Origin of the sequence: Psychrobacter sp. AOP7-B1-24 (genome assembly GCF_052376215.1) — a bacterium.
Classification (GTDB): domain Bacteria; phylum Pseudomonadota; class Gammaproteobacteria; order Pseudomonadales; family Moraxellaceae; genus Psychrobacter.
This window is the reverse complement of record NZ_JBQSVL010000008.1, coordinates 1-18,456: the sequence shown is the minus strand read 5'-3', so window position 1 is coordinate 18,456 and position 18,456 is coordinate 1. Positions and strand designations below refer to the sequence as shown.

Annotated in this window: 12 protein-coding genes; 8 read left to right on the top strand and 4 right to left on the bottom strand. The window is 42.0% G+C overall.

Features of this window, described 5'->3' with window-relative positions; translation table 11 throughout:
- Positions 1 to 101 precede the first annotated feature (101 nt).
- The 4 genes from ACT3QP_RS03035 (at position 102) to ACT3QP_RS03020 (ending at position 5,682) form a co-directional block, all read left to right on the top strand.
- Positions 102 to 2,570 carry an esterase/lipase family protein gene (locus ACT3QP_RS03035; RefSeq protein ID WP_444524434.1) on the top strand — a complete coding sequence of 823 codons (2,469 nt, stop codon included), beginning with the start codon at positions 102 to 104 and terminating at the stop codon, positions 2,568 to 2,570.
- 382 nt (positions 2,571 to 2,952) lie between these two features.
- Positions 2,953 to 4,449, top strand: coding sequence for a cytochrome ubiquinol oxidase subunit I (locus ACT3QP_RS03030; RefSeq protein ID WP_192519310.1), 1,497 nt, complete (start codon positions 2,953 to 2,955; stop codon positions 4,447 to 4,449).
- Entirely contained in the window at positions 4,449 to 5,465 is a 1,017-nt protein-coding gene (gene cydB / locus ACT3QP_RS03025) for a cytochrome d ubiquinol oxidase subunit II (protein ID WP_192991898.1), read from the top strand. The genes ACT3QP_RS03030 and cydB overlap by 1 nt, the downstream gene beginning before the upstream one ends.
- A gap of 100 nt (positions 5,466 to 5,565) precedes the next feature.
- Positions 5,566 to 5,682, top strand: coding sequence for a DUF2474 domain-containing protein (locus ACT3QP_RS03020; RefSeq protein ID WP_413038451.1), 117 nt, complete (start codon positions 5,566 to 5,568; stop codon positions 5,680 to 5,682).
- Between the two features lie 131 nt (positions 5,683 to 5,813).
- On the opposite strand, the gene murU is transcribed toward ACT3QP_RS03020, so the two are convergent.
- Together murU and ACT3QP_RS03010 are read right to left on the bottom strand one after the other, a co-directional pair.
- Positions 5,814 to 6,548, bottom strand: coding sequence for an N-acetylmuramate alpha-1-phosphate uridylyltransferase MurU (gene murU / locus ACT3QP_RS03015; protein ID WP_192520143.1), 735 nt, complete (start codon positions 6,546 to 6,548; stop codon positions 5,814 to 5,816).
- A 59-nt stretch (positions 6,549 to 6,607) separates the two neighbouring features.
- Positions 6,608 to 7,720 carry an aminoglycoside phosphotransferase family protein gene (locus ACT3QP_RS03010; RefSeq protein WP_226945066.1) on the bottom strand — a complete coding sequence of 371 codons (1,113 nt, stop codon included), beginning with the start codon at positions 7,718 to 7,720 and terminating at the stop codon, positions 6,608 to 6,610.
- 333 nt (positions 7,721 to 8,053) lie between these two features.
- Between ACT3QP_RS03010 and lptD the strand changes: the two genes are divergently transcribed.
- Both lptD and ACT3QP_RS03000 read left to right on the top strand, forming a co-directional pair.
- Positions 8,054 to 11,071, top strand: coding sequence for an LPS-assembly protein LptD (gene lptD / locus ACT3QP_RS03005; protein WP_192520141.1), 3,018 nt, complete (start codon positions 8,054 to 8,056; stop codon positions 11,069 to 11,071).
- A gap of 298 nt (positions 11,072 to 11,369) precedes the next feature.
- Positions 11,370 to 12,770, top strand: coding sequence for a peptidylprolyl isomerase (locus tag ACT3QP_RS03000; protein ID WP_192991900.1), 1,401 nt, complete (start codon positions 11,370 to 11,372; stop codon positions 12,768 to 12,770).
- Between the two features lie 418 nt (positions 12,771 to 13,188).
- Here the strand turns inward: ACT3QP_RS03000 and ACT3QP_RS02995 are convergent, their stop codons facing one another.
- Positions 13,189 to 14,319 carry an endonuclease/exonuclease/phosphatase family protein gene (locus ACT3QP_RS02995; protein WP_444524433.1) on the bottom strand — a complete coding sequence of 377 codons (1,131 nt, stop codon included), beginning with the start codon at positions 14,317 to 14,319 and terminating at the stop codon, positions 13,189 to 13,191.
- A gap of 737 nt (positions 14,320 to 15,056) precedes the next feature.
- Here ACT3QP_RS02995 and asd point away from each other — a divergent pair.
- Positions 15,057 to 16,190, top strand: a complete 1,134-nt coding sequence (gene asd / locus ACT3QP_RS02990; protein WP_444524432.1) for an aspartate-semialdehyde dehydrogenase — start codon at positions 15,057 to 15,059, stop codon at positions 16,188 to 16,190.
- Positions 16,191 to 16,339: 149 nt separating this feature from the next.
- On the opposite strand, the gene ACT3QP_RS02985 is transcribed toward asd, so the two are convergent.
- Positions 16,340 to 16,990 carry an SOUL family heme-binding protein gene (locus tag ACT3QP_RS02985; protein WP_444524431.1) on the bottom strand — a complete coding sequence of 217 codons (651 nt, stop codon included), beginning with the start codon at positions 16,988 to 16,990 and terminating at the stop codon, positions 16,340 to 16,342.
- A 255-nt stretch (positions 16,991 to 17,245) separates the two neighbouring features.
- Between ACT3QP_RS02985 and tgt the strand changes: the two genes are divergently transcribed.
- Complete coding sequence (gene tgt / locus ACT3QP_RS02980) at positions 17,246 to 18,397, top strand: tRNA guanosine(34) transglycosylase Tgt (RefSeq protein WP_192519359.1); 1,152 nt, start codon at positions 17,246 to 17,248, stop codon at positions 18,395 to 18,397.
- The last annotated feature ends 59 nt before the right edge of the window (positions 18,398 to 18,456 follow it).

Below are 18,456 nucleotides of genomic sequence, written 5' to 3'. Positions count from 1 at the left end.
GTTTCATCGTAAAAGTTGCGCTACACTCTTTTTTAGCCACACTCTTTCTTATTAATTATCGACTTGATCACCCTTACTTTTATGACTCACTGGACTGAAATATGACTTTCGTTAGCCCTATCAAAAATATGGTAACGTACGCTAATAAAAAAAACACATCCATCACTTCAGTGGCATTGATAACAATCATGGCGCTATTGCCTGCCTGTAATACAGTGTCAGTAAATAAGCAAGCCTCCGCAAAAACCATTAGTGCTCAACGTGGCAATATCGTCACTGATAATAAGCTCAGCAGTGATACTGCATCGGCACTACTATCAGCGGGACTCAATGAACAAGCGTGTATACAGCAGTTTGACTTATGTCTGACTCAGCTTGCTGATAGCATTCTAAATCAACACTACCGTCCTGCACTGGCCACTTTTTCTGAACTACACTATGCCAAAGCGCGCCAGCTTGCTGATTCTCAAGATTGCCGCAATGCCCTTGCCCGCCCACCTCTTAACCCTTATTATGCCAATGCACCTCTAAGTGAAAAAGAAGCCAAAACCCAACAAGAAAATACCAGTCGATGCTTAACTAACTATCAAGAACGGTTATTTGATGCCGTTAAGTACAGCTATACCTATTTATTCTATGACAGTTTGATACATGACTTTGACGGTGCCGATCAAGACCAAAGCCAAACCAGTACACAAAGCCGTATTCCAAATGATACCGACATTCAAACCCAAGATATCTACAACGCCGCTAGCAACGACGTCATCACTCAACTGTATAAATCATCTGATGGCTCAGACAAACTAATGGGTCATCCAAAAATAGTACATTTACCAATAGCCTCCACTGAGCGTGATAATAGTACCCAAGCCGCGATAGCTAACCGTGCGCCTCTAACAGGCAAGGCTACTGACCAAATCAAAGTCATGGAGATACAAATCGACGACTATGATCTTGGTATTTATTTGCCCAATGAAAACAGCTATCTACAAAATGCGCATAAGCAAACTTCTGCTCTAGCAGATTTGGTATCGACCTACGAATTACGCCTTTCGGGACTTAACTCAATCAGTAAGCGTCCAGGCTTAGGCATCAGTTTGGTCGCGTCATTAGATGACCGCTATACCACCACGATTCGCCAGTTATTGGAGTCATCACTATCAGACCAGAAAACTGATGAAACCGACGTTGCTATAGAAGATAGCAAGCCAAGCTCTAGAATTTATCCTACTGGACACTTGTTATTAACGGGTTTGATCAAACCCAGTGGCAATAGTGTGCTAGATGTACTAAGCAGTCGTAAGCTTGATATCCATCTATATAACCCGTATCAAAGTGACAGTGTCAACATCCTTAATAGTAGCTACCCGCTGGCTGCCAACTTCTCGGCTGGCTACGGCTTATGGCTGTCAGAAAACCAACTAGATGGTGTCGGCTATTTAAACTTAATTACTAGCCAACCAAAAGAAAGACTACCCAAGTTGTTTATGCTAGAGCCTTATGATCCCAATAAACGTGTACTAATTATGCTTCATGGCTTGGCTTCTAGCCCTGCTACTTGGGTAAACCTGACCAATGATATTCTCAATGATGATAAGTTACGTGATAACTATCAAGTTTGGCAGATATTTTATCCCACCAATCTGCCTATTTTAGAAAACCGCTATCAGATCCAACGTTTAATTGAAAACACTTACCAACAGACCGACCCTAAAGGCATCAATCGTGCCAGTAAAAACAGCGTCATTATCAGTCATAGCATGGGCGCCGTTATCGGCCGCATGATGCTATCTGATGAAAACTTGATCGATGATCTTGATAAAATAGAAGATGAAGACTCACTGTCCAATAATGAAAGAAGCAAAATCCTCGATGCACTCAAAACATCATTCGGTGATGAACAATTAAAAGAGCGCTTCAAACTACAGGCTCTGCCTCAGGTCGATACCGCGGTATTTTTATCAGCACCATTTCGTGGTACTGACTATGCCGATCGTTGGTTCACGCGTGCCTTACGCCGCATTGTTTACTTGCCAGTTGGTTTGGTAAAAACAGTCACTGAAAACTTGGCTATGATTACCACGCAAGGCGATTTAGCCGAAAACCCGTTAGGCGCTCTATATTTACAAAATGGCGCTAGCCAGCTCAGCGATAAGTCTTCCTTTATACAATTAACCAAGGACATCAATATCAATAACCGCATTACGTACCACTCCATCATTGCCAATAATGATGCCGACATCACTAGAGGGCTGGCACAAATGCAACCAGATGGGGCTAGAATTGATCTGTCTCAAGCGACAAAAACAAATGATCAGACTGTTGGTGCAAACAACATCTCCACGAGGTCCAAAAGTACAACTACGCCACTTGTTGCCGCTGTTACCATTGATGAAAACATTAGCCAAGCACTGACAGAGCGCTTATCTGATGGTATCGTACCTTACACCAGCGCCCACCTCGATGGCGCCGCCTCTGAGACTGTCATTAATGGTGGTCATAGTATTCAAGAAAGTCCTCAAACTATTCTGACATTAAGGCGTATACTGCATCGACAGCTCAAACAGTAGCATTGAGCACAACACAACCTACCTTTTTATATCTTATTACAAAACATATTCAAGTATCATAAATTGTTAACTTATTCTTACCAATTTACATTTAATAGTAAGTATAAGCTACATGGCATTACTTGTGACCATAAACATGCAAGCGTATAATAATGCAACAGCAATTGAACGAACTATTACTTCTTAATTTGTATGGATATAAATTATTTACTCAGTTGAATAATTCTAATAATTGAGTAGTTAGAATTCTTTAACTCGCTAACATTCACAGCTAAAAAAATCTGACTATTGGTCGCGATACTCTTTCAATATATTGCGGGCAGTTACTTGGGCGTATCATGGAAGCTTTCGCTACTTAGCTCACAAATAAAGGTAAGCGCTTATGTTCGCTGCATTTATGGTTGATCAAATGGACGCGCTGTTACTTGCGCGTATCCAATTCGCTTTTGTTGTTTCATTTCATATTGTATTTCCTGCATTTTCAATTGGACTTGCCAGCTTTTTGACGGTGCTTGAATTTCGTTGGTTGAAAACTGGCAATCCGGTATTTGCCGAAACTTATAAGCACTGGGTTAAAATATTTGCTGTTGTATTCGGTTTGGGTGTTGTATCAGGCGTAGTAATGTCTTATCAATTCGGTACTAACTGGGCTGTATTTGCTGATAGAGCTGGTAACGTCTTAGGGCCATTACTCGCCTATGAAGTGTTGACTGCATTTTTCTTAGAAGCTTCTTTCTTAGGGATTATGCTGTTCGGTTGGGGACGTGTCAGTAAACGCATGCATTTTGCTGCCACTGCAATTGTCGCCGTTGGCACATTAATATCAGCCACTTGGATCTTGTCGGCCAACAGTTTTATGCAAACGCCACAAGGTTTTATGATGGGGGCAGATGGTTTGCTATACCCAACCAACTGGCTTGAAATTATTTTCAATCCTTCATTCCCGTATCGTCTTGCACATATGGTAACGGCCGCCTTCTTAACGACTGCATTTGTTGTTGGTGGTATTGGTGCTTATTATCTGCAATCCAAAAAACATACCGAACATCGTAAACATGGTCGTGTCATGCTAGGTATGGCAATGATTATGGCTATCTTTGTCGCGCCAGCACAGGTATTGATTGGTGATGAACATGGTCTAAATACTTTAGAGCATCAACCAGCCAAAGTTGCTGCGATGGAAGGTATCTGGGAAGATGAACGCGGTGCCGCTCTACGTCTATTTGCGATACCAGACCAAGAGAACCAAACCAATAAATATGAAGTCAAAATTCCTTATGTTTCTGGTCTAATTCTCACCCATTCGTTAGATGGTGAAGTTAAAGGTCTCAAAAACTGGGAACCTGAAGACCAACCGCCAGTTATTGTCGTGTTTTGGGCATTCCGTGTCATGGTAGCTATTGGTATGTTAATGGTACTTGTCGGCTTATTCAGCCTATACAAGTACTTCAAAAAACAACAGTACGACTCTGACAGCGTCTGGTTCCACAGGGCGTGGATGATGATGACCCCACTTGGTTTTGTTGCCTTGCTGGCTGGTTGGTTTGTCACAGAAACTGGTCGTCAGCCATGGACGGTATATGGTGTGATTCGCACCGCCGAAAGTATGTCACCTCTTGCTGCACAGCAAGTCGCTACAACTTTGATTGGCTTTATCGTCTTATATACCTTAGTCTTTGGTGCAGGTAGTTTCTATATCTTACGCCTGATTGCTCAAGGACCGAAACCTTATGAAGATCCTGCTGAAGACAACTTTTATCAGCACACTATCACAGAAGGTCAAGGCCGTACGTTGACCGGCGACACGCATGCTAGTGAAAAGGCTGTAGAGGATTTGGATAAACCAGCAGATGACATCGATGAAGGAGGGTTACGCTAATGTTTAACTACGGTGATGTATTAGACTTACCTTTGATTTGGGGCGGACTCATCGCGCTTGCTGTCTTTATCTATGTCTTATTAGACGGTTTCGACTTAGGTTGTGGTATTTTATTCCCTTTCGCAGGTTCCGATAAAAACCGAAGCCGCATTATGAACTCTATCGCGCCATTTTGGGATGGTAATGAGACATGGTTGGTATTGGGTGGTGGTGGCTTATTCGCTGCTTTCCCAGTCGCTTATGGCATCATTATGACGGGCCTCTATTTACCTGTAACGGCGATGTTATTTGGTCTTATTCTTCGCGGTATAGCATTTGAATTTCGTTTCAAGTCTTCGGCGCGTCGTCATGTTTGGGACAACTCTTTTTTTATAGGGTCAGTTATCGCCAGCTTCTCTCAGGGAATTATGCTTGGCGCACTGGTTCAGGGATTGCAGGCAGATAATCGTCTGTACTCTGGAGGACCTTTTGATTGGTTGACACCTTTCTCTATTGTCTGCGGTTTTGCGATGATCATAGGCTATACTTTGTTAGGCTCTACATGGCTCATCATTAAAACGGAACACTCGCTACAGACTTGGGCGCGTAAAGTTTCTGGCTGGATGTTGACTGCGTTGATTATCGCGATGATTGTCGTTACCACTTTTATGTATTTTTCAGATATCGATGCACTCGACGGATGGTTCCACCTCCCAGGACTGCTGTCCTTGATTCCTATGCCTATTATAGTCGTGCTGCTATTCTTTATCATGCGTAAAGACTTAAATACAGAGCGTGAATATCGTCCGTTCTTATTAACGGTTGCATTATTCTTGATGGGTTATATCGGCGTGTGTTCTGCGATATTCCCTTATATTGTACCTTATCAAATGACGATTTATGAGGCGGCCGCAGCGGATACTTCTCTCTCGTTTATGTTAGTTGGTGCAACTATCATGCTGCCAATTATTTTGAGTTATACCGCTTTTGCCTACTATACTTTTAAGGGCAAAACAGATCATGAGCATATGTACTAGTGAATATGTAAATTGATAAAACGGTCACTAGCTACTGCCGTTATAAGTGGTAGCTATACTGCTTTTCAAAAGCGTATTAACAGGTAAGAAGGAGATGAACATGAAAAATCTCAGTAAGAAAAAATCACAATGGGCATGGTTTATTGGTTTATATATAGCTGGATTTTTGGTTGTATTTACCATTGCACAATTAATCAAACTCGCAATGGGTGTCTAATAAACCTTGCAATATGACACAAAAAAGCAGCGTTGATTATCGACGCTGCTTTTTTGTGTCTCTCTTTTTTTTATCTCTATAGAAAACTGTTTGGGTTTACCCTCATCTCAAAGGTGATGATCCCCCTTAGTTTATGCACCTAAATGACCAGTAGCACCATGACTTTCAATAAACTCATTGACCTGCGTCAAGCGCTCTGGTGTACCGACATCCACCCATTTATCGGCAATGATGTCAGCAGTAATTTGAAACTTGAGCATTGCTTGCTTAAGTAGTGGTGCTAACGCCGCAGGCTGACCTGATACCAATCCATCCACTAATCTGGGTGACATCACACTGATACCTGCAAAAGTATATTTACCTGCATCGCCCACTGCCTGTTCACTGGCAAGTCCGTTATTAATAGCAAAATCTCCGCCGCTGTTATGTGCTGGATTGTCAATCAGTAGTAAGTGTGCACATTGATCCGCGCCTAGTGTATAGTCTTGCAACTGAGTAAAATCATACGTCGTCCAAACATCAGAATTGACTAAAATAAACGGCTCATCTCGTAGTTTTGCTGTTTGCAACGCCTGAAAAATACCACCAGCTGTCTCGAGAGGTTCATCATCTTCAACTGACCAATGCAGCTTGACACCATACTGCGCACCATCGCCCAATGTCGACATTAGCTTATCAGCTAGCCATGAAGCATTGATAGTAATGTCAGTAATACCTGCCGCTTGTAATGCTTTGATATGCCAAACAATCAGTGGCTGGCCCGCGACTTCCACTAATGGCTTGGGCGTCTCAAGCGTTAACGGGCGCAAACGCGTACCCTTACCAGCGGCCAAAATCATTGCTTGTGTAATTCTAGACGTCGACATGCGCCTTCCTTGTAATTTTTGAGTTTAAAGCTCTTGAAATGCAAATAGGATAAATATTGTTAAATATACTGCTGTGCAAATTTTTGCTGATATGCTGGCAGCACAGCCTCTATCAACCAGTTATTAAATGGCACAAGTGCCTGTTGCAAATCCTCACTGCCATGCTTACTCAGCCACTCTAGCTCGAACATCAAATCACGCATAACTTTAGGAATATCTGCTAAATAACGGTCTTTACCGTCACGTTCAGACAAGCGGATAAAAATCCCTAATACTTTTAGATGACGCTGTACGCCCATCACATTGACATCATTTTCAAACTGTTGTGCGCTAGGGGCCGTTGCTAACCCTGCTTGTTGTTGCAACTGCCAAAAGTCACCAATCCAGCCAGATATCTGACTCTCTGGCCAGTCGACATAGGCATCGCGTACCAACGACACCAAGTCATAAGTATAAGAGCCAATGACCGAATCTTGAAAATCAATCACACCCAAACGTGCATCATCGGCTTGATCTTGCATGAGATTACGGCTGTGATAATCACGATGAACGATGACTTGTGGCTGCTGCAAAATCTCTTTTATCAATACTGATTTTACATCATTCCATAATGTCTGACTCAGCTCTACCCCAATGTAAGGTACGAACCATTCGCTAAATAGATTCATTTCACGATCTAATAACACCGTATCATAATCCGGCAGCTGGTGCTGAGATTTGGCCGTCTCAATAGATATCATTTGTAGTGCGACCAATGTCTGCATTGCCAATTGATAATACTCATCAACTTGTGTAGGAGTCGCCTCAGTAAGTAAATGCGCAAACTCCACCGCACCAAAATCTTGTAACACTAAAAAGCCTTTTGTCATATCTTGTGCGATAATCTCTGGCACATTAATAGCTGGCGTCATCAACTTAGTCACGTTAATAAACTGACGCATGGCATCTTGTTCATCAGCAGAATCCATGACAATATAACGCGATACTTCCTTGTTATTGTCTTTTAGTAATTGAATACGGTGATATTGACGCGCACTGGCATCGCCAGGTAGGCTTTCTAAGTTAAACGCTTGACCTACAAACACCTGCTGTAGCCATCTCGTTAATTGCTGTAGGCGACTATTGGTATTGGCTTCAGTCAGATTCGGCTCTAAAATAATTTTATCAGTCATAATGGACATCGCAGGTTGAATATAAATCGTAAACAATTAAAGTAGTGATAAGTCAGGCAAAACCTTGTTAAAATAGTGAAATCTTGAGCCATGATAATGGCTATCATTTAAAAAACAGCTGGGCTATATGATGAATTTTGGTAAATAGTGTAGCTGATTTGGTTTTTTTTGACTATGATTAGTCGTCATAATATGTAAAACATCCAATGTTTTGAGATTACATTATCCATGAATAATTTTTTGGTCGGTTATTAACGACGATATATCATTCAATAATGCGGCTGCTAAAATCAGTATCGCAATCCAATAGGCTCTGCAATCATAGGTGTGCCCTTGTTATATTCTCCGCTTTACCAAAGCATTCGTGTGATATTATTTGGTGCGTTAGGCTTATCTAGCCTAGCCGTTAATGCTGCACTTAGTGATGCTGACACACAAACTACTGCACCAACCCTCATTGATAGTAGTACACGTTATATCACTAAAGCAGCGCCTAACGCCAACAGCAGTATCAACCAAAATCCTGATTATAATAACATTCGTTATAAAAATGATAATCAAGAAACCGCCTCTCAAAGCAATGAGTATCAACAAGCAAGTACTACCACTCCACCTGCTAGCGAGCACACCACTTTAGCTAACCCTATTGCTAATAGTGATGCTGTAGAAAGTAGCTCTTTGAATCAAGATCCCTTGGATAGCAACCAAAGTACTCCTGCTACACCGGTCAATGAAACAAGCGCATCTGAAACCACCTCTGAGACTAATACGATTGATATGAGTGATGAGAGTATTCAAGATAGCCTAATGCGCTTGGCGGAGTTTTATGAGCTGACACCTGATACTGAAGTACCAATATCTAGCGATACTGATGATACGAAAAACGTCGAAACAGATGACCCTCAACTCATACTGACACCGACGCCAAGAACGATTCCAAAAGTAGGTCAAAACTTACAGCTACTCTCCCACACGGTTGATAGCGCGCAACGCTGTGAAGGCCAGTGGGTTTACCCAAAAAACAACCCTAACTATCAGCGTGCCGTAAGAGAATCTGGTGCCGCTAACGGTCTCACAAACAATCAAGCTCCGCTGTTTACTGAGTCTGACTATGGTTATTATGACAATGCTGATTATGCCGAACTATCAGGCAATGTTATTATTAATCAAGGCACCCAACAAATAGAAGCCGAAAAAATATCGCTAGATTTAAAGAATAGTGTGGCGGCAGCGCAAGGTAATGTCATGTTTACTGACCAAGCGACTGGACAAAGGAGAGTAGCCAATACTGCATCAAACAACCCCTTGAATAATACTCAAGCCAATTTCGGTGAAAAAGTATCACAAGGTGGCATTATTGGTGTAGCAGACAGTTTAAATTACAACACCGAAACGGGCCAATCAACCGCTGACAACGTTGCTTTTGCTAGTGTTGATATGCAAGCACACGGCTATGCAAAACGTTTAAACAGACCCAATGACAGTCAATACGAATTAGACGAGGTTATGTTCAGCACCTGCCCACCTATGAATCGCAAATGGCAGTTTGATGCCAAAAGCATTGATTTAGATACCGAAACAGGTCGCGGCAAAGCCTATGATACAACCTTCCGTGTCGCTGACGTACCAGTCTTTTATCTGCCTTATTTTAACTTTCCCATAGACAGCCGTCGCAGCAGTGGCTTTTTGGTACCAAGTGCTAGCTTTGACAGTGATAGTGGTCTTGAAGTTGAAGTCCCTTATTATTTGAACTTAGCACCCAATTATGATGCTACGCTCAATACTCATATTTATACTGATCGAAATCCAATGGTATCAGGTGAGTTTCGCTATTTGACCGAAAATTATGGCGGAGGTACTATAAATGCAGCATACCTGCCTAACGATAATGAATATAACGATGAAGACCGCAGCAGCGTGGTTTATGAGCATCTGTGGGAATCTAAGAGTATTCCGCGTCTGAGCGGTGACCTGACGTATAACTACGTATCAGATTCTGATTATTTAGATGATTTTGATACACTTGGTTTGTCCGATAGCACAGTCAACCTTCCAAGACGTGCACGGCTCAATTATTATAATGATTATGTCACTGGTGAGCTAAAAGCTGAAACCTTTCAAACACTTGATGCTTTCGACAGTGATGGTGATGAATTAGAAGACAAAGACAGACCGTACTCTCGCCTACCACAACTGACACTAAATTACCGTCTACCGACCAATAATAACTTTGAAATTACCGGCGTTAGTGACTCTGCTTACTTTAAAAAATCTATCAGTGACGGTTCTGAGACCGAAAAAAGCGGTACACGACTTTATAATAAAATTAGCGCCACGTATCCGATTGAATCTTCTTGGGGCTATATTAAGCCTGAGCTTAGCCTACAACATCTGTACACTGCATACGATGAAGACAGCCTAGAAGACAACTCTTTAAGTGCAGAGGATGGCAGTCAATCGGTATTTGTGCCACAAGCCAGTATTGATGCAGGATTAACTTTTTACCAAGCTGGCTCACCATTTGGAGCGTTTGACGATACGATGGGTGGCTATCAGCTTCTCAGCCCACGATTGAAATACACCTATGCACCATACGAAGACCAAAACGACATTCCCAACTTTAATACCAGTATTGCTTCAATCAGTTATCAGCAGTTATTTTCAGACAGTTGGTTTTTAGGGCATGATCGCTTGCAAGATTTGCATGCAGTGACGCCTGGTGTTAACTATCGTTACATCGATGCAACGGGTGTGACACGTTTTGATGGTAGTATTGCAGAGCAGTTTTACATCGACGATGGTCGTGTCACACTGGTCGACGACGAGCCTATTTTTACGACATCATCATCAGGCATGGTTTGGGATGCTAGTGTTCAGCCCTACAATAATGTTTGGGTCGATGTAAATGGTGCATTAACTAACAGTTATGATTTAAACTTTATCACAACCGAGCTACGCTATCAGCCAACTGAAAACAGCCTATTTAGTGCCGGTTTCGTAAAACGCCAACGTGATGGCAATACCAATCAGCAGCCATTATCAGCCGTTACTGCATCTGCCATATTTCCTATCAATAATAAATGGCGCGTATTGACACAAGGTCAATATGATTACCGTAATAGCAGAATGCTTGATACCCTTGTTGGTATTGATTATGAAGATTGCTGTTTTGGCTTTGCTGTTTATGGTCGTCGTTACTATAATGACTTAGATGTTACCGACGAGCCTACACAAGCAGTTATGGCAGAGATCAGACTTAGTGGTCTTGGCAGTGGTAATAGCAGCTTAACCAGCTTGCTTTCTGAGAAAATACTTGGTTTTGATACTGTTCAATCTGCATGGAAAAACTAGCGCGTGTCGTCATTTAGATTGCAAGGCTTGCAATAAAGAAAATTGCAGCCAAACAAGCAATGACTCGCCGCAAATATTAACATTATAAATGTGCTAATTAACGACACACCTTAGTGCTTTAGCCAAAAAAATTAAAAATAAGTGACCAAACAAAGTCGGCCTAACCCATTGTTCACGTAACAACAACATAGTTACGTGATATTATTTTGGACAAGATTATTCAGTATATGCTTATTAACATAAGCTGAATATGGTTGACCAACTACCATCCGATGCGATGACATTGATGAGGAGCATCATGAGATTTTTTTCTGTACGTCAAACCAGCCGTGCTGTATTTTTTTCTATGGGTACGAGCGTAGGTCTTCTGCTTAGTCTTAACACCCAAGCTGCAACAGTAGAGCCTGAAACAGCTAATACCACAGCTACTGCGGAACAAAGCGCCGTAGATCGTTTGACACCAGCCAATAGCACAGACGGTATCATTGCATTAGTCAATGAAAGTGCCATTTTAAAAAGTGATTTGATTGCCGCTATTACACAAGCTCAATCACGTGCTACAGCTGCTGGCGAGCCAATCACCAACTCAGCGAAGCTACAGTCTGACGTATTGAATGCGCTCATTTTGCGCGAGTTACAGCTATCTATGGTCAAGCGCGTCGGTCTAAATCCTGACGAAACAACTATCAATCAGCGCCTTAGCCAAATCGCACAGTCAGAAGGGCTCAATAGCATCTCGGAATTACAACAACGCTTAGATGCAGCGAGACCTGGTAGCTATGCTGCTCTGCGTGCTCAACTAATCGAAGATGCCGCCATTCAAGCTTTACAACAACGCCAAATCAGTGAACGTGTACGCATTAGCGAACAGGATATTGATGCGTTTTTAGCTTCACCGGAAGCCAAGCGCTTGAACCAAAGTGAATATCAAACCATTCATGTACGGGTTCCTTATATGGACGACTATAGCCGTCTATCAGAAGCACAGCGCGCAGAAGCGTTAAAAGTGGCAGAAACATTACGCGCTCGTCTACTCACACCGAATGTCAATGTTACCGAAGCCGTTGCCGCTAGCCAAGGAAGCTATCCCATTCCTTTACAAGGTGGCGATATGGGCTTTCACAAAGCGGCATCACTACCCACAGAGCTATCTAGTCAAATCACTCAACTAGATATTGGCGATGTCAGTGAGCCGTTAGTCACTCCTGAAGGTATCGACATTATTAAGCTGGCTGACAAAAAAGTCAGTGATACCATGCTAATTCCTCAGTGGAAGACTCGTCACATCTTGGTTAAAGTTGACGAACTCCAAACTGATGCACTTGCTGAACAAAAAATTAATGATTTATACGAACAATTACGCAATGGTGCTGACTTTGCTTCTTTAGCATCGACTTACTCAGACGATCCAGGCTCAGCTGGTCGTGGTGGTGATCTTGATTGGGTCAGTGAGAAAGACATGGTTGCGCCATTTGAAGCTGTCATGAAGAACACAGCAGTTGGTGACTACTCTGCTCCTTTTAAGACCCAGTTTGGCTGGCACATCTTAGAAATAGATGAAAAACGTCAGCAAGATGTCAGTGAGCAGTATCGTCGCAATATGGCACGCCAAGCTCTTTACCAACGCTTAGCGCCACAAGCCCAAGAAGACTGGTTACAAGAATTACGTGCTGATGCTTATATCCAAATACTTGGATAGTCTGTTTATATGTAAACAGCATGAATAACTTTTTAAAAAAGGGTACCTGTTTATACAGATACCCTTTTTTTTATTTATGTACGACAACAATCATAAGCTATGGTAACGCCCTCACAAAGAAAAGCCCCGAACCTAGGGCGATTGGTTCGAGGCTTTAACGCTTCATGTTGTTGTTATTATCTCTTCCATGTTGACTCATCCTAAGTCATAAAAAGCATCTTGCAAAATAACAGGTAACCTGCTCTTTTTATTGATACTTTCTCAACACTGTATCCTTACATATCCTTGTGTTGATGGCTGTATTGTAAGACAGTTGACTTGTTACGGCTAGAGGTTAAAGACCTTAATTAACGTAAGCATATGCTTACGTTTTTAAAGAAGCTCTGAAAACATTATGACTCAAAATTCTGACAGCCTATTAGCCTAAATTTGGCTGCTTTTCTGCATGCTCCTTTGAAACTTTTTCTCCTTCTTTTTTCCCTTCTTCTATCTTACTTTCTGTTTCTTTAATATCTTCTGCTTCGGCAGTCGGTGTATTTTGCGCTTGTTGACTGGTTTTTTCTGGTTCGTACTGTAGTGTTGTCATCACAGGAAAATGATCTGAGCCAATAGAAGGTAGTCGCTGAATATCTACGACGGTAAAGCAAGCACTATGAAAAATGTGATCTAATGCCCAACGTAAAAAGGGATAGTCAGCATGGAAGGTGTTGATAAAATGTCGACCAATACGTGGGTCAAGTAGCCCCGAGATACGTTGAAAACGACGCGTCGTCTTTGACCATGCTACATCATTGAGATCCCCTGCCAATATCGCCGTTTGATTATTTTCTTTGATGTGCTTGCCAACCATTAAGAGCTCTGCATCACGAGTGGTTGATTTGTCCGCTTCAGTCGGGCTTGGCGGCATAGGATGCAAGCAATACAACCAAATCACGCGACCATTTTGCAGGCGCAGCTGTGAATGAACAGAAGGTATGTCATCAATCATCAGATATTTGACGACAGGATCAATCAGTTCGAGCTTAGAATATAGATGCATACCATACAAATTATCCAATGGAACTTTTACCGTATAAGGGTAATCAGGCTCTATTTGATGTAAGGCTGTTTCCCACTTTTCATCACTTTCTAGTATGACCAAAACATCTGGTTCTTTTCGCTGTACCAAATTAACCAGTTTTTGTGTTTGATCGTTAGGTGTCAAAACATTTGAAATCATGATTTTTAACTGATGCGCCTCTCCTACTGGCGTCTCTTTTGCTTGTTGGACTTCCTTTTTCCATAATCTGGTATAGGGTAATATCATTCGCAGCTGAAATGCTAAGGCCATACTTAATACCATAAATAATAGCCACTGACCTAGCTGCCACTCGGACCAAAAGACCAACATACCCATCCAAGCAATGACACCAAGCACCATTATCTGAATGCGTGGAAACTCAACACAGCGCACCCACCAATTATCAAGGGGAATCCAGCCCCATATCGTCACCAAGGCGATAAACCCAGCTAGCCACTGTACGCTGTAATATAATAGTGAGAGATCCATAATATGTATTAACCGTCTAGTGGAATGGTGACTGAAGATAGCTATGTTTAACTTTTCATTAGATTATAGCTTAATACTGAGCCTTGGCTGTGCAATAACTGCCATAAAACATTTGGACTTTTACCATATCTAACAACACCTATATTGTATTCTGCAATACTGATATTGGCATCGTATTGATAAAAACGTAGTATTAATACTGGCATAGTATTGATACTGACTTAGCAACGCACTGTGTTATGAAGCCCATTGGCCATCTGTCATACCTGATTTAGACCGTTTTATTAGGGCGTGTTGAACATTCAAATGTGGTGCTGGCAGTGACTATTTTTTAGACAATATGCAGTGAAATTTTTGATACCTAGTCATTCTAGGTTAAACAATTTCGCCATATATTGGCAAAAAAGAGTACTGCCCCAAAGGGCTGATGCTAAAATCACCCCAAACGTTGTTGCAAGCCTAGCTAAGATCTCGATATTATCGGCGGCTTGCGCCTAGTTTAGTGCAATTTTAGCGATCAGCAGCCCTAATATTTGAATGTTCAACACGCCCTAATGAATACATTAAATCATTTATGGCTATCAAATATATACTAATAAATTAAAGTTATAATAGGCATAGTTAATAGTGTATAAAAAATGGCTAAAAATAGCTAAAACGCCTTGCTTTTTATAGCTATTCACGGCATTGTTACTGGTTAGCTATGCAACAAATAATTGTCAATAGGATTGGACTTCATGAGTAATTTAACAGTAGGCTTGGTGGGCTGGCGTGGTATGGTTGGCTCAGTATTGATACAACGTATGCAACAAGAAAATGACTTCAACGGTATTACGCCCGTGTTTTTTTCGACCAGCAATGCGGGCGGTGATGCGCCAAGTTTTGACGGTATTGAAACCAGCCAATTAAAAGATGCTCATGATATTACTGCCTTAGCGGCTTGTGATGTGGTTATTACCTGCCAAGGTGGTGACTATACATCACAAGTCCATCAACCATTACGTGATAGCGGTTGGAATGGCTACTGGATTGATGCAGCCAGTACGTTGCGAATGAAAGATGACAGTATCATCATTCTTGATCCGGTCAATCGCACTGTCATTGATAGCGCCTTAGCCAGTGGTAAAAAAGACTTTATCGGTGGTAACTGTACGGTGTCACTGATGCTAATGGCTATCGGTGAGTTGTTTAATAAGGGATGGGTTGAATGGGTCAGCGCCATGACTTACCAAGCCGCTAGTGGCTCTGGTGCAAACAACATGCGCGAGCTTATTAGTGGTATGGGCGTATTGCATGATGCGGTCAAAGATGAGCTGGCTGATCCTGCTAGCGCGATTCTTGAAATTGATAAAAAAATCGCGCAAACTCAACGCTCAGAGGACTTCCCTACCCAGTACTTTGGTGTGCCATTAGCTGGTAGCTTAATCCCATATATTGATGTTCAACTAGAGAACAAGCAGTCAAAAGAAGAATGGAAAGGCGGTGTTGAAACCAATAAAATCCTTGGTAATTCTGAAGCCGACAAGATTGCCATCGATGGTATGTGTGTCCGAGTTGGGGCGATGCGCTGTCATGCACAAGGGCTAACGATTAAGCTCAAAAAAGACATTCCGTTAGAAGAGATTGAAGCAGCTCTAAAAAACAGCGGTAACGAGTGGTTGGACTTGGTTGAAGACGATAAAGAAGCCACCATAGACCGTTTAACGCCAGTCGCCGTCACTGGTACATTGACTGTAGCGCTAGGTCGCTTGCGTAAGCTGAATATGGGTCCTGAATATCTAGGTGCGTTTACCGTGGGTGACCAATTATTATGGGGTGCTGCTGAGCCATTACGTCGTATGCTGAATATCATCCGTGAGCAAAACACTTAAGCTCAATATCCAAACAACATTCTTAAACATCAAGCAAAAAAAGACAGCAAACGCTGTCTTTTTTTATGGGCTTAACGTTCATGAACCTGAGAATAGTCAAAGCCGATAAATAACATATTCATAAAAACTGACGCTTATTTTGGTGGCTGCTATTTTAGCTGATAAGCAATCATCACTTCATTACGGCGCATAAATGGTAGTGTCCATGGCGGATTATAACGTGCCAACTCAGGCTCACCTGTTATCACTAAGTCTTGACCTTGCATCCATGTCCGTAACTCTTCAGTTTTTTCTGCAACCTTGTCTTCTCCTGCGAGCCAAGAGAATTTAATGACACCATAAGTCTGTGCAGGCACTTCAATAATCTCAACATTTGGATTATTAGGCTTAGGTAACGTTTGCATGGTGTATTGGCTTGGCATAGTGAACTGTACGCGCCATTTACCATCAGTCTGTTGCATACTCACTGGTGCCGTCATTGCAATTTTTTGTGACGCATTATCATTACTATTCGCTTGTGACTGCATCGTGACCGGTGCTGTCATACTAATCTTGCTACTCTCACCACTTGGCGCTGTATTATTGCCAAAGATGTAGTCAGCTAACGTCTTAAATCCTTCGCGACTAGCCGCACTTTGGTCACCTGTCACCCAAGTCTGGGCCACAAGCTGCTCATCGTAACGACGTAATTCAAAGTCATCCTCTTGCATTAATACGGTATAGTCCGGCTCTTCGGTAGCCATAGCTGCTCCTGATGTTAATAATAAACCACTTAATAGTAGGTAAGCTTTTTTAGTCATATTAGTTCTCCAATGTCCAAAACACCGAGTCTAATGATATTTTTTATATCATTGTTTTTTATATACTTTACCAACTACCCCATAATACTGTCTGTGTCTTTTGGTTATACCCTCATCATATCAAGTATGAAACTTGTTGAACTTATAGGGCTGAAACAACAGATATATCAATGACACATAAATATCCATGTCCAAAAAATCCACCAACAATGTTATAATTAGCGCCATTTTCATAGCTTAAATAGCGATTATCATATGCAATTTGTCTTACACAAAACGGCCAGCGGCGAAACACGTGCACGCCGTGGTACAGTTCATCTCAATCATGGCGACGTACAGACGCCTGCCTTTATGCCAGTCGGTACTTATGGCACGGTCAAAGGCATGTTGCCACGTGATATCGAAGCCATCGGTGCTGATATTGTATTAGGCAATACGTTCCATCTATGGCTACGTCCTGGTACCGAGGTTATCGACAAATTCGGTGGCCTACATAAATTCATGCATTGGGACAAGCCTATCCTCACTGATTCAGGTGGCTTTCAAGTATTTAGCCTTGGTGCCATGCGTAAAATTACTGAAGAAGGGGTTAACTTTAAATCTCCCATCGATGGTGCGAAGATTTTTCTATCACCAGAAAAATCTATGCAGATTCAATATAGCTTGAACTCAGACATCGTCATGCAGTTTGATGAGTGCACGCCATACCCAGCGACTCATGACGAAGCGCAAAAATCATTAGAGCTGTCATTACGTTGGGGACAACGCTGTGTGGATGAACACAAACGCTTAGGCAGCACCAATGCTCTGTTTGGTATCATCCAAGGCAGTATGTATGCTGATTTACGCCAAAAGTCGTTAGAAGGTCTGCTCAATATTGGTTTTGATGGTTATGCTATTGGTGGCTTGTCTGTTGGTGAGCCAAAAGACGAGATGATGAATGTCTTAGATTATATCCCAGATGCTATGCCCGCTGACAAGCCACGCTATTTGATGGGTGTTGGTAAGCCTGAAGACATCGTAGAAGCCGTTCGCCGCGGTGTCGACATGTTTGACTGTGTCATGCCAACTCGTAACGCGCGTAACGGTCATTACTTCGTCACAGGCGACACAGACAATGCTGGTGTGGTACGTATCCGCAATAGCCAGTATCGCAACGATGAAGGCCCATTAGACCCTGAATGCGATTGCTACACCTGTCAAAACTTTAGCCGTGCTTATCTGTATCACCTTAATAAATGCAAAGAGATGCTAGGTGCTCAACTAGCTACTATTCATAATTTACGCTATTACCAACGTTTGATGCAAAGTATTAGAGATGCGATTGAACAAGACAAGTTTGATGAGTTTGTCATCGAGTTTTATACCAAACGTGGTCAAACGGTTCCCGAATTAAACTTACGTTAATTCTGTTTAGTATTTACCATCGTTTATCTGTATCAGTTAAAATAAAAAAGGGCTTAAGA

Coding starts and splice junctions, on each gene's coding strand:
- murU (WP_192520143.1), bottom strand. CDS start 6,548: ATGTCGACGTCTAGAATTACACAAGCAATGATTTTGGCCGCTGGTAAG.
- ACT3QP_RS03035 (WP_444524434.1), top strand. CDS start 102: ATGACTTTCGTTAGCCCTATCAAAAATATGGTAACGTACGCTAATAAA.
- ACT3QP_RS03010 (WP_226945066.1), bottom strand. CDS start 7,720: ATGACTGATAAAATTATTTTAGAGCCGAATCTGACTGAAGCCAATACC.
- ACT3QP_RS03020 (WP_413038451.1), top strand. CDS start 5,566: ATGAAAAATCTCAGTAAGAAAAAATCACAATGGGCATGGTTTATTGGT.
- ACT3QP_RS02995 (WP_444524433.1), bottom strand. CDS start 14,319: ATGGATCTCTCACTATTATATTACAGCGTACAGTGGCTAGCTGGGTTT.
- ACT3QP_RS02985 (WP_444524431.1), bottom strand. CDS start 16,990: ATGACTAAAAAAGCTTACCTACTATTAAGTGGTTTATTATTAACATCA.
- asd (WP_444524432.1), top strand. CDS start 15,057: ATGAGTAATTTAACAGTAGGCTTGGTGGGCTGGCGTGGTATGGTTGGC.
- ACT3QP_RS03000 (WP_192991900.1), top strand. CDS start 11,370: ATGAGATTTTTTTCTGTACGTCAAACCAGCCGTGCTGTATTTTTTTCT.
- cydB (WP_192991898.1), top strand. CDS start 4,449: ATGTTTAACTACGGTGATGTATTAGACTTACCTTTGATTTGGGGCGGA.
- ACT3QP_RS03030 (WP_192519310.1), top strand. CDS start 2,953: ATGTTCGCTGCATTTATGGTTGATCAAATGGACGCGCTGTTACTTGCG.
- tgt (WP_192519359.1), top strand. CDS start 17,246: ATGCAATTTGTCTTACACAAAACGGCCAGCGGCGAAACACGTGCACGC.